Raw genomic sequence first — 11,876 nt, 5'->3', positions numbered from 1 at the left:
CCTTAGAACAGGATGCTTTTGATGTAATCAACCGGCATCTGTTTACCCGTCCAGATTTCGAACGCGCGCGCGCCTTGCCACAGCATCATCCCGAGGCCGTTTAGCGTGCGGCAGCCTTTTTTCTCAGCCACTTCCAGCAGGTGGGTTTTGCGCGGGTTGTATACGACGTCGGAGACGATCAGATCCGGACGCAGGAAGCTGTCGTCCGGCAGCAGCATCTGGCCTTCGAACGGCTTCATGCCGACCCCGGTGGCATTGGTCAGGATCACGCTGCTATCGATTTCGGCACGCAGTTTGTCATGATCGTCAAGATCGAACAGATGGATCTCACAGCGCGTGTTGTTGCGGATCTTGGCGACCGTTTCTTCGGCGTTGGCGAAGAATTTATCGCGACGGTTGAAGATGGAGATCGCCTTCACGCCATCCAGTGCCGCCTGGACGCAGAGTGCGGTCGCCGCGCCGCCGGCACCGAGCACGGTCATCTTCTTGCCAATGATATCGATACCCGCTTCGCTAAGGGCGCGCATATAGCCGGTGCCGTCGGTGATATGCCCGGTCAGGACGCCGTCGTCATTGACCACGGTATTCACCGCCCCGACCAGCTGCGCCGCCGGCGACAGCTTATCGAGATACTGGCAAATCTCGGTTTTGTTCGGCATAGAGACATTAAAGCCGCGCAGCTTCAAAGCCCGGAAGCCCTGGACAACGTCTTTCAGCTCCTGATTACCGACTTCAAAAGCCAGGTAGACGTAGTCCAGCCCGAGATGGGCGAAAGCCTCGTTGTGCATGGTGGGCGACATGCTGTGGCGAATCGGGGTGGCGATCAGACCAATCAGCTCAGTGTGTCCAGTAATACGTTCTGCCATGACAAAAATCCTCAATAAGTTAGAAAGGGAATTCGTTGTGCTTCGCGGCTGCCCAGCGCACCCATGTCTTCGAGGGTGTCCAGCACGTTGCGGCCTTCGCGGATGCCGTCGATAATGCGTCGCGCTATCACGCTGTCGCCGATATTCATGATTTTGACGTTATTGGCATTGGCCCAGCGTTCGATCTCGTCGAGACCCGTCCGGTTGGCGCGCATCCCCAGACAGACAAAGCCGTAGTCGAAGGGGATATCGAAGGTGTGCTGTGTATTTTTCACCTGGAAATGGTCGGCAGCCACCGCCATCAGTTGCGTATTCATGTGCTGTTCGACCTGGTGCTCGTCGAGCATGGTCAACATGGCATTCTTGGTAATGATGTCGAGATCGCGACCGGCGGCGTCCTGCATTTCGATTAAGACCGCCTGCGCGCCGCGAGCGGTAAAGTATTCGATGACGTCGAGGCCAACGGCGCCCGCGCCGACAACGGCGATGCGTTTGCCCTCGACATGGGTAAATTTCGCCAGATTGTCGATCATGCCGGTAATGGAGAAGACTTTGCCTTCCGCGGCGTCAATATTCTCCCGCAGTCCAGCAATGGGCGGCAGCAGGGGGGTTGAGCCGGTGGCATTGACGATCAGATGTGGACGCAGGGCGGAAACCGAGGCCACGTCTGCCCGTTTGCCGACCTGCAGCATCAGGTTGTCCAGCGCGGCGATGCGGTTTTTCATAAACTGCGGGAAATCCGCGATGCGTTTTTTCTCCGGCAGACGGGCGATATCGCTGGCGAGACCGCCGACGTGATTTTTCGCCTCCAGCAGCCAGGTGTGGCAACCGACTTCCGCCGCCGTGCAGGCGGCCTCCATCCCGGCAGTGCCGGCGCCGATGACGACCACGTTCGTTTCGCGATTAACGCGCCGCGTTTTGTAGGCATCGCCGTGAATGATGTCCGGGTTAATTGAACAGCGCAGCGGGCGCGAGCGGGCGATGCGATGGTCGGCGCAGCCGATGTTGCAGGAGATGCATTTGCGCATCAGGCGCTCTTTACCGCTTTGCACCTTCTGCACCCACTCCGGCTCGGCAATCAGACCGCGACCAATGGCAATGAGATCGGCATCGCCGCTGGCGAGGATATCCTCGGCCACCTGCGGGGTACGGATATTGCCGGCGATGACCGTGGGCTTATGGAATTTATCGCGCACCGCGCGGGAGAGGTAACGCTTCCAGCCATCCTCCAGCGACATCTGGTCGATTTGCAGATTCAGGTTGTCGTTCTGCGCCGCCGAGACGTTGATGATATCGACCTTCTCCTGACAGAGCTCAAGGATGCGCAAGGAATCTTCGAGGGTATTGCCGCCTTTGAGGAAGTCGTCGGCGCTGATGCGCAGGCTGACCGGAAAACGTGGCCCGACGCAGGCGCGAACTTTATCGACAATCAGACCTAATATTCGAGTGCGGTTTTCGACGCTGCCGCCAAATTCATCGGTGCGTTTGTTAAATAACGGCGATAAAAACTGGCTAATTAAATAGGAGTGGCCGGCATGAATTTCGACGCAGTCAAAACCCGCGCGACGAACGCGCTCTGCGGCGTCCCCGAATTTTTCCACCGCGTGATAAATTTCCTCATGGGTCATTGGCCGCGGAATATTACCGTGCTTTTTCGAGGGCGTCGTCGAGGAGGAGAGCGGTGTCTGACCCTCGAGGCGGTAGGCATAAGCGGAAGCGCCAGCGTGATTTAACTGAATGGATACGCAGGCGCCGTGTTTATGCAGGGTCTCGGTTAATTTAAACAGCCGCGGGATATATTGATCGTTATCGATCCGCAGCTGGGTGGTGCCGTTGGAAGCGAAAGGGAAATCAATACAGATGTTTTCGATGGTGATAAGACCGGTTCCGCCTTTGGCCCGCAGTTCGTAGTATTCCAGCTGTTCCTGCGAGACCTCGCCATTGAGCGTAGCCATATTGGTGCCCATCGGGGGCATAATAATGCGGTTTTTTAGCGTCATGCCGTTGATGGTCAACGGACTGAAAAGGTGCGGATAGTGGCTCATCTCTTCTCTCCACAGGAGGCCGGGAGGCCGCTATGCGGGGGCCCGGGCGTGTCCTTAGTTAATATTTCTCTGTGGGAAAAGATAGCGAGGGGAAAAATTGAAAAATAATGCTTTTTTTTGCTGTGAGCTATAGGGGGTCTCTATGAGATTAACGCTTCTTTCACATTGTTATATTTTTATATTAAACACTCATACCTTATTTTTACTTGCAGTGAAGGGTTAATACATAAACCGCGCAGGTCAGGGGGAAGAAAGCGAAATCATTCGTCTTTATCGCGTGGGGCAGGCCAACGTCATGGGCTGACGTTCGAAGAATTAATATTGTTTTTTGTGCGTGAGATCTCAATTTTCTGCCGCAATAAATTAAAAAGCCCGGTCAAATGACCGGGCGCGAAGCTTAATTCATAAACGCCGGCAGCTTGTGCTCATAGTCGGAAATCGCCGCTTCATGTTGCAGCGTCAGACCGATGCTATCCAGGCCATTAAGCATGCAGTGGCGACGGAAATCGTCGATCTTAAAGCTGTAGGTTTTATCCCCCGCTTTCACCACCTGCGCTTCCAGGTCCACTTCAAACGTAATGCCCGGGTTGGCCTGCACCAGTCTGAACAGCTCGTCGACCTGCTCATCGCTCAGCGTCACCGGCAGCAGCTGGTTGTTGAAGCTGTTGCCGTAGAAAATATCGGCAAAGCTTGGGGCGATAACGACTTTAAAACCGTAATCGGTCAGCGCCCACGGCGCATGCTCGCGGGAGGAGCCGCAGCCGAAGTTTTCCCGCGCCAGCAGGATAGAGGCGCCTTTGTACTCAGGAAAGTTCAGCACGAACTCCGGGTTCGGCTGTTGACCTTTATCATCGAGGAAGCGCCAGTCGTTGAACAGGTGCGCGCCAAAGCCGGTGCGGGTCACTTTCTGCAGAAACTGCTTGGGAATAATCGCGTCGGTATCGACGTTTGCAGCATCCAGCGGAACCACCAGGCCGGTATGTTGGGTAAATTTCTCTGCCATGATGGTCTCCTTACTTCAGATTACGGATATCGGCGAAATGGCCGGTCACAGCCGCCGCCGCGGCCATTGCCGGGCTCACCAGGTGCGTGCGTCCGCCGCGGCCCTGACGGCCTTCAAAATTACGGTTGCTGGTGGAGGCGCAGCGCTCGCCCGGGTTCAGGCGGTCGTTGTTCATCGCCAGACACATCGAGCAGCCCGGTAAGCGCCACTCAAAGCCGGCTTCGATAAAGATCTTATCCAGGCCTTCCGCTTCCGCTTGCGCTTTCACCGGACCGGAACCTGGTACCACCAACGCCTGGACGCCCGGCGCCACTTTACGCCCTTTGGCGATTTCCGCCGCGGCGCGCAAATCTTCGATACGCGAGTTGGTACAGGAGCCGATGAACACTTTATCGATAGCCACTTCCGTCAGCGGGATGCCGGATTTCAGTCCCATATAGGCCAGCGCTTTCTCAGCGCTGGCGCGTTCCACCGGGTCGCTGAATGACGCAGGATCGGGGATATTATCGGTGACCGAAATCACCTGGCCTGGGTTGGTGCCCCAGGTCACCTGCGGAGCAATCTCAGCCGCCTGCAGCGTCACCACGGTGTCAAATGTGGCGCCGTCGTCGGTTTTCAGGGTTTTCCAGTACGCCACCGCATCGTCAAAATCTTTGCCTTTCGGCGCGTGCAGACGGCCGCGTACGTAATTGAAGGTGGTTTCATCCGGCGCGACCAGGCCCGCTTTGGCGCCCATCTCGATCGCCATGTTGCACAGGGTCATGCGACCTTCCATGCTCAGATCGCGGATCGCTTCGCCGCAGAATTCCACCACGTGGCCGGTGCCGCCGGCGCTGCCGGTTTTACCAATGATCGCCAACACGATATCTTTGGCGGTGATGCCCGGCGCCGCTTTGCCTTGCACTTCGATTTTCATGGTTTTCGCACGACCCTGTTTCAGGGTCTGGGTCGCCAGCACATGTTCCACTTCGGAAGTGCCGATGCCGAAGGCCAGCGCGCCGAACGCGCCGTGGGTGGCGGTATGGGAGTCGCCGCATACAATGGTCATCCCCGGCAAGGTCACCCCTTGTTCCGGGCCCATTACGTGAACGATGCCCTGGTACGGGTGATTCAGGTCGTACAGCTCAACGCCGAACTCTTTACAGTTCTTAATCAGCTCCTGCATCTGAATGCGGGCCATCTCGCCGGACGCGTTAATGTCTTTGGTCTGCGTCGAGACGTTGTGATCCATGGTGGCGAAGGTTTTACCCGGCTGGCGCACCTGGCGGCCGTGGGCGCGCAGGCCGTCAAAGGCCTGCGGGGAGGTAACTTCATGCACCAGATGGCGGTCGATATACAACAGCGGGGTTTCGTTTTGCGCCTCATACACCACGTGCGCATCAAACAATTTTTCGTATAACGTCTTCGCCATGATTACACCCCTTCTGCGACATAGCGGGCAATGATATCGCCCATTTCATCAGTGCTGACCGCCGCCGTGCCGCGCGCTAAGTCGCCGGTACGAACCCCTTCCTCCAGAGCGCGGTTAATCGCGCTTTCAATTGCGCTCGCCGCCTCGTTAGCGTCAAGGCTATAGCGCAGCAGCAGCGCCAGGGAGAGGATCTGCGCGATCGGGTTAGCGATATTTTTGCCAGCGATATCCGGCGCCGAGCCGCCTGCAGGCTCGTACAGGCCGAAACCTTGTTCGTTAAGGCTGGCGGACGGCAGCATACCCATCGAGCCGGTGATCATTGCGCACTCGTCGGAGAGGATGTCGCCGAACAGGTTGGAGCACAGCAGCACGTCGAACTGAGACGGATCTTTAATCAGCTGCATGGTGGCGTTATCGATATACATATGCGCCAGCTCAACGTCCGGATACTCTTTGCCGATCTCACTGACGATTTCGCGCCACAGAATAGAGGACTGCAGAACGTTGGCTTTATCGATGGAGGTCACTTTGTGACGACGTTTACGGGCAGATTCAAAAGCGATGCGCGCGATACGTTCGATTTCAAAGCGGTGATACACCTCGGTATCAAAAGCTTTCTCATGCTGACCGCTGCCTTCGCGGCCTTTCGGCTGGCCGAAGTAGATGCCGCCGGTCAGTTCGCGAACGCAGAGAATGTCGAAGCCGTTGGCGGCGATGTCGGCGCGCAGCGGGCAGAACTCTTCCAGCCCCTGATACAGTTTGGCCGGGCGCAGGTTGCTGAACAGTTTAAAGTGTTTACGCAGCGGCAGCAGGGCGCCGCGCTCTGGCTGTTCTGCGGGCGGCAGGTGTTCCCACTTCGGGCCGCCGACGGAGCCGAACAGGATCGCGTCCGCCTGCTCGCATCCGGCGACCGTCGCCTGCGGCAGGGGAGTTCCCTGGCGGTCGATGGCCGCGCCGCCGACGTCGTACTGGCTGGTGGTAATGTGCATGGCAAAACGTTGGCGCACGGCTTCCAGTACTTTCATCGCCTGGTTCATCACTTCCGGGCCAATGCCATCACCCGGCAAAACGGCAATATGGTAATTCTTCGACATTACACGGTTTCCTTATTGTTCTCTTTATTCTGAGCTTTGCGTTGCAATTCTTTTTCGACTTCGGCGGCGCGCCAGATGTTGTTCAGCACATGAACCATCGCTTTGGCTGACGACTCTACGATATCCGTTGCCAGACCAACGCCGTGGAAACGGCGGCCGTTGTAGTCAACGACGATATCCACCTGGCCCAGGGCGTCTTTGCCGTGGCCTTTCGCGCTTAAGCCATATTTCACTAATTCAATGTTGTAATTGGTGACGCGGTTAATCGCCTGGTAGATAGCATCGACCGGACCGTTGCCGTTGGCGGCTTCAGTTTTGATCTCATCCCCACAGACCAGTTTGATCGAGGCGGTGGCGATATCGCTGGAGCCGGACTGAACGTTGAAGTAATCCAGGCGGAAATGCTCTGGCTCTTCCTGCTGCTTGTTGATAAAGGCCAGCGCTTCCAGATCGTAATCGAAGACCTGTCCTTTTTTGTCCGCCAGCTTCAGGAACGCGTCATACAGATGATCCAGGTTGTAATCGCTCTCCTGGTAGCCCATCTCTTCCATCCGGTGTTTCACCGCCGCGCGGCCGGAACGGGAGGTCAGGTTCAACTGCACCTGGTTCAGACCGATGGATTCCGGGGTCATGATCTCGTAGTTTTCGCGGTTCTTCAGCACGCCGTCCTGGTGGATACCGGAGGAGTGGGCGAAGGCGCCGGTGCCGACGATGGCTTTGTTCGCCGGGATCGGCATGTTGCAGATCTGGCTGACGGTCTGGCTGGTGCGCCAGATTTCATGGTGGTTGATATTGGTGTGCACGTTCATGATGTCTTTGCGCACTTTAATCGCCATGATGACCTCTTCCAGCGCGCAGTTGCCGGCGCGCTCGCCGATACCGTTCATCGCGCCTTCTACCTGGCGAGCTCCGGCGTGGACCGCGGCGAGGGCGTTGCCGACGGCAATGCCCAGGTCATCATGGGTGTGAACGGAGATAATGGCTTTGTCGATATTCGGTACGCGCTCATACAGGCCGCTGATAATGTTGGCGTACTCGAACGGCATGGTGTAGCCGACGGTATCCGGAATATTTATGGTGGTGGCGCCAGCGTTAATCGCTGCTTCCACGACGCGAGCCAGGTCAGCTATTGGCGTACGGCCGGCGTCTTCACAGGAGAATTCGACATCGTTAGTGTAATTGCGCGCCCGCTTCACCATATAAACCGCTCGCTCAATGACTTCATCCAGGGTGCTGCGCAGTTTGGTGGCGATATGCATCGGCGAGGTGGCGATGAAGGTGTGGATACGGAACGCTTCGGCCACCTTTAAGGATTCCGCCGCCACGTCGATATCTTTCTCAACGCAACGCGCCAGAGCGCATACGCGGCTGTTTTTGATGGTGCGCGCGATGGTCTGCACGGATTCAAAATCGCCCGGAGAAGAAACCGGGAAACCGACTTCCATCACGTCAACACCCATGCGCTCGAGGGCCAGAGCGATCTGCAGCTTCTCTTTGACACTCAGGCTTGCCTGTAACGCTTGTTCGCCATCACGTAAGGTCGTATCGAAAATAATGACTTGCTGGCTCATGGTTTGGATCCTTAGTCTGTGTCCTGGCGCCTTGTTGACGAGCATAAAAAAACCCGCGCCAAGGCGCGGGTTTTATAGTCTTGCTGGAAGATGACTTAACGCTGAACGTCGCCCAACAGCCTACCGCGCAAATGGCATGCGTTTAGTAGTAGTAGGCTGGTGATACGAGTGGTGCGAATCATTGCGTCAAACTCCAGATGAAATCGTTATGCTTTTAGAGTTACTGGATAGCCGTTTCAAAGTCAACCCCTGGCATGGAAAAAGCGTTTTTGGCCCACGGCGTGAATTAGCTAATTGTGCTGATGTTTGCCCTTTTTTGCCGAAGATCCTTTTTTGGCCCTGCGGGAGCGCACTGGGATATGTTTCATTTGACAATGTACTTTGCATTAAAGGCTTCGCTCACGATGCGCCGCGAGCGAGGCGGCAAAAAATCGCTATCTAAATGAAAAGATTATATTTATTTTTCGTGTGAATATCTCCACCCCTTAGCGGCTCTTTTTTCAATGATAAATGGTTGTTAATTTTATGGGGTGGAAAATAAAATGCTTTATTATTGCTTAAGTTACAGTTAATCATTGGTGTTGTTTTTATTTTTCTGAATTATGGTTAAACTCATCATCATTAAGTAACTAGTATGGTTTGAGCAGTTCACCTATTCCGGCGGGACCGGATTTACACTGCCACTCATAGCCTTGATATATTCCTAAAATACACCTTTGCTATTTTGCAAATGTCATTAGCATGATAAATGATATTTTCGCCGCTAATCATAGCGGTTTAGTAAAGGGAATTCATCGTGACGGCGGAACTAGATATGTTAATTGAAAGTCCAGAATATAAATCAGCCCCCGGACAGGAAGTCGTAAAACCTCAACTACGGATGGTTGATCTCAATCTGCTTACCGTTTTTGATGCGGTTATGCAGGAACAGAATATTACCCGTGCCGCCCATACGCTCGGCATGTCTCAACCGGCGGTGAGCAACGCGGTTTCACGTCTGAAAGTGATGTTTAATGATGAACTGTTTGTGCGCTATGGCCGCGGTATTCAGCCGACGGCGCGGGCCTATCAGCTCTTTGGCTCAGTGCGCCAGGCGCTGCAGCTGGTGCAAAACGAATTGCCAGGCTCCGGTTTTGAACCACTGAGCAGTGAGCGTGTTTTCAATCTGTGCGTCTGTAGCCCGCTGGATAACATCCTGACGTCGGTGATATTTAATAAAGTCGCTGAAATCGCGCCCAATATTCATTTAGTCTTTAAATCAGCGCTTAATCAAAATACGGAACATCAGCTACGTTATCAGGAAACGGAATTTGTGATCGGTTATGAAGAGTTCCGTCGCCCTGAGTTTGCCTGTGTGCCGCTATTCAAAGATGAAATGGTTCTGGTGGCCAGTCGCAACCATCCGCGTATCTCCGGACCGGTGATGGAGGCTGATATTTATCGCGAGGAGCATGCCGCGGTGGCTCTCGATCGGTATGCCTCATTCAGTCTGCCGTGGTATGACACGGCCGATAAACAAGCGCGCATCGCATATCAAGGTAATGCGATGGTCAGCGTATTAAACGTGGTGTCACAAACACAGATGGTGGCCATTGCGCCGCGCTGGTTGGCAAATGAGTTTGCCGATAAGTTAGCGCTGCAAATATTACCTCTACCGCTGAAGGTGAATAGCCGGACCTGCTATCTCTCCTGGCACGAAGCGGCGGGTCGCGATAAAGGCCATCAGTGGATGGAAGAGCTGCTGGTGGATATTTGTCAGCGCTGAGCCGATGGCAATGATCATGAAAGGGGCTTCGGCTCCTTTTTTTATATGATTGAATTACAAGAATGCAGAATTTTATGCTGTTTACTCTTTCAGTTGCTCTCCTCCCGTTAACAAAAAATGGATCAATTCCTGCTATCGCGCCTTTTCTCCGAGTATTTACTATTCTCTTTTCTTATCTCTGAAGCATTCCACCATATTTTCCTCTCTCCGCTTGTTTTTCTTCTTATTCCACTTAGAAAGCCCCTGTCGTGGCGAATTGCCTGCCTGCTGGCGAGCAGTTATGGTAGTGGCATGCAGTCCATTCACCTCAGTGCGGAGGGGTACCCCTTCGCATCGTGCGAGCGCGCGGAAATTGAGTTCCGCTGTCGTAAAACAATAAGCCTGGAGGCAAACCATGGAGATGTTGTCAGGAGCCGAGATGGTCGTCCAATCGCTTGTCGATCAGGGCGTCAAGCAAGTATTCGGCTATCCCGGAGGCGCAGTCCTCGATATCTATGATGCGTTACATACCCTTGGCGGTATCGATCATGTGCTGGTTCGCCACGAGCAGGCGGCGGTGCATATGGCGGATGGTCTGGCGCGAGCGACCGGGGAGGTCGGTGTGGTGCTGGTGACCTCAGGGCCTGGGGCGACGAACGCCATCACCGGTATCGCGACGGCCTATATGGACTCTATCCCGCTGGTGATCCTCTCAGGGCAAGTGGCGACATCGCTTATCGGCTACGATGCCTTCCAGGAGTGCGACATGGTGGGGATTTCCCGACCGGTGGTGAAGCACAGTTTCCTGGTGAAGCAGACCGAAGATATTCCCGGCGTGCTGAAGAAAGCCTTCTGGTTAGCGGCCAGCGGTCGCCCCGGGCCGGTGGTGGTCGATCTGCCGAAGGATATACTCAATCCGGCGAAGAAACTGCCGTACGTCTGGCCAGACGCGGTCAGCATGCGCTCGTATAACCCGACGACCAGCGGCCATAAAGGCCAGATTAAACGCGCCCTGCAGACCCTGGTGGCGGCGAGCAAGCCGGTCGTCTACGTCGGCGGCGGGGCGATCAATGCGCAATGCGAACCACAGCTGCGCGAACTGGTGGAAAAGCTGAAGCTGCCGGTGGCCTCCTCCCTGATGGGGCTGGGCGCTTTCCCGGCGACGCACTCGCAGGCGTTGGGGATGCTGGGCATGCACGGCACCTATGAAGCCAACATGACCATGCACCATTCAGACGTGATTTTTGCCGTCGGCGTTCGCTTTGACGATCGGACCACCAATAACCTGGCCAAATACTGTCCGAACGCGACTGTGCTGCATATTGATATCGATCCGACCTCAATCTCGAAAACCGTGCCGGCAGATGTGCCGATCGTCGGCGATGCCCGGCTGGTGCTGGAACAGATGCTGGAGCTGCTGGAACAGGAAGAGGCGCAGCAGCCGCTGGACGATATTCGCGACTGGTGGCTACAGATTGAGCAGTGGCGCGCCCGCCATTGTCTGCGCTACGACGACCAGAGCGATAAGATCAAACCGCAGGCGGTGATTGAAACGATCTGGCGACTGACCCAGGGCGATGCCTATGTCACTTCCGATGTGGGTCAGCACCAGATGTTCGCCGCCCTTTATTACCCCTTCGACAAACCGCGGCGCTGGATTAACTCCGGTGGTCTCGGCACCATGGGCTTTGGCCTACCGGCAGCGCTGGGGGTCAAAATGGCTCTGCCGGACGAAATGGTCGTCTGCGTGACCGGTGACGGCAGTATCCAGATGAATATTCAGGAACTTTCTACCGCGCTGCAATATGAACTGCCGGTCCTGGTGCTTAACCTCAACAACCGCTATCTGGGGATGGTGAAGCAGTGGCAGGATATGCTCTATTCCGGGCGCCACTCGCAGTCCTATATGGAGTCGCTGCCGGACTTTGTGCGTCTGGCGGAAGCCTATGGCCACGTTGGCATCCGCATCAGTGAGCCACAGGAACTGGAGACGAAGCTTGCTGAAGCCCTGGAGCAGGTGCGACAGCGCCGGCTGGTGTTTGTCGATGTCACCGTCGACGGCAGTGAGCATGTGTACCCCATGCAGATCCGCGGCGGCGGCATGGATGAAATGTGGTTGAGCAAAACGGAGAGGACCTGATT

At 55.4% G+C, this 11,876-nt stretch carries 9 protein-coding genes; 2 read left to right on the top strand and 7 right to left on the bottom strand.

Annotation, left to right across the window (positions count from 1 at the left end; all coding sequences use genetic code 11):
* Window positions 1-2 precede the first annotated feature (2 nt).
* The 7 genes from GT756_RS21320 to leuL all read right to left on the bottom strand — a co-directional run bounded on the left by GT756_RS21320 (window position 3) and on the right by leuL (window position 8,172).
* A complete protein-coding gene (locus GT756_RS21320) occupies window positions 3-866 on the bottom strand; it encodes a shikimate dehydrogenase (RefSeq protein ID WP_017901194.1) in 864 nt (287 codons plus the stop codon).
* An 11-nt stretch (window positions 867-877) separates the two neighbouring features.
* Entirely contained in the window at window positions 878-2,911 is a 2,034-nt protein-coding gene (locus tag GT756_RS21315; RefSeq protein ID WP_049116629.1) for an FAD-dependent oxidoreductase, read from the bottom strand.
* Between the two features lie 397 nt (window positions 2,912-3,308).
* Window positions 3,309-3,914: a 3-isopropylmalate dehydratase small subunit gene (gene leuD / locus GT756_RS21310; protein WP_004204321.1), complete on the bottom strand. Its 606-nt coding sequence runs from the start codon at window positions 3,912-3,914 to the stop codon at window positions 3,309-3,311.
* 10 nt (window positions 3,915-3,924) lie between these two features.
* Window positions 3,925-5,325, bottom strand: a complete 1,401-nt coding sequence (leuC, locus tag GT756_RS21305; protein WP_004177417.1) for a 3-isopropylmalate dehydratase large subunit — start codon at window positions 5,323-5,325, stop codon at window positions 3,925-3,927.
* Window positions 5,326-5,327: 2 nt separating this feature from the next.
* On the bottom strand, window positions 5,328-6,419 hold the full coding sequence (leuB, locus tag GT756_RS21300; RefSeq protein ID WP_017901193.1) for a 3-isopropylmalate dehydrogenase: 1,092 nt from the start codon (window positions 6,417-6,419) through the stop codon (window positions 5,328-5,330).
* Entirely contained in the window at window positions 6,419-7,990 is a 1,572-nt protein-coding gene (leuA, locus tag GT756_RS21295; protein WP_004204323.1) for a 2-isopropylmalate synthase, read from the bottom strand. Before leuA ends, leuB begins: the two co-directional genes overlap by 1 nt.
* A gap of 95 nt (window positions 7,991-8,085) precedes the next feature.
* Window positions 8,086-8,172 (bottom strand): leu operon leader peptide, encoded by an 87-nt coding sequence (leuL, locus tag GT756_RS21290; protein WP_017901192.1) that lies wholly within the window; start codon window positions 8,170-8,172, stop codon window positions 8,086-8,088.
* A 614-nt stretch (window positions 8,173-8,786) separates the two neighbouring features.
* Between leuL and leuO the strand changes: the two genes are divergently transcribed.
* Window positions 8,787-9,755, top strand: coding sequence for a transcriptional regulator LeuO (leuO, locus tag GT756_RS21285; protein ID WP_072140386.1), 969 nt, complete (start codon window positions 8,787-8,789; stop codon window positions 9,753-9,755).
* A 394-nt stretch (window positions 9,756-10,149) separates the two neighbouring features.
* A complete protein-coding gene (gene ilvI, locus GT756_RS21280; protein ID WP_017901190.1) occupies window positions 10,150-11,874 on the top strand; it encodes an acetolactate synthase 3 large subunit in 1,725 nt (574 codons plus the stop codon).
* Window positions 11,875-11,876 lie beyond the last annotated feature (2 nt).

The sequence above is a fragment of the Klebsiella sp. Q2 genome, from assembly GCF_009900705.1.
GTDB classification, from domain to species: domain Bacteria; phylum Pseudomonadota; class Gammaproteobacteria; order Enterobacterales; family Enterobacteriaceae; genus Klebsiella; species Klebsiella quasipneumoniae.
This window is presented reverse-complemented; position numbering and strand designations above follow the sequence as displayed.

Bases quoted from the DNA above. Each gene is read 5' to 3' on its own strand.
- GT756_RS21315 (WP_049116629.1), bottom strand. From the start codon at position 2,911: ATGAGCCACTATCCGCACCTTTTCAGTCCGTTGACCATCAACGGCATG.
- leuA (WP_004204323.1), bottom strand. From the start codon at position 7,990: ATGAGCCAGCAAGTCATTATTTTCGATACGACCTTACGTGATGGCGAA.
- GT756_RS21320 (WP_017901194.1), bottom strand. From the start codon at position 866: ATGGCAGAACGTATTACTGGACACACTGAGCTGATTGGTCTGATCGCC.
- leuC (WP_004177417.1), bottom strand. From the start codon at position 5,325: ATGGCGAAGACGTTATACGAAAAATTGTTTGATGCGCACGTGGTGTAT.
- leuD (WP_004204321.1), bottom strand. From the start codon at position 3,914: ATGGCAGAGAAATTTACCCAACATACCGGCCTGGTGGTTCCGCTGGAT.
- leuL (WP_017901192.1), bottom strand. From the start codon at position 8,172: ATGATTCGCACCACTCGTATCACCAGCCTACTACTACTAAACGCATGC.
- ilvI (WP_017901190.1), top strand. From the start codon at position 10,150: ATGGAGATGTTGTCAGGAGCCGAGATGGTCGTCCAATCGCTTGTCGAT.
- leuB (WP_017901193.1), bottom strand. From the start codon at position 6,419: ATGTCGAAGAATTACCATATTGCCGTTTTGCCGGGTGATGGCATTGGC.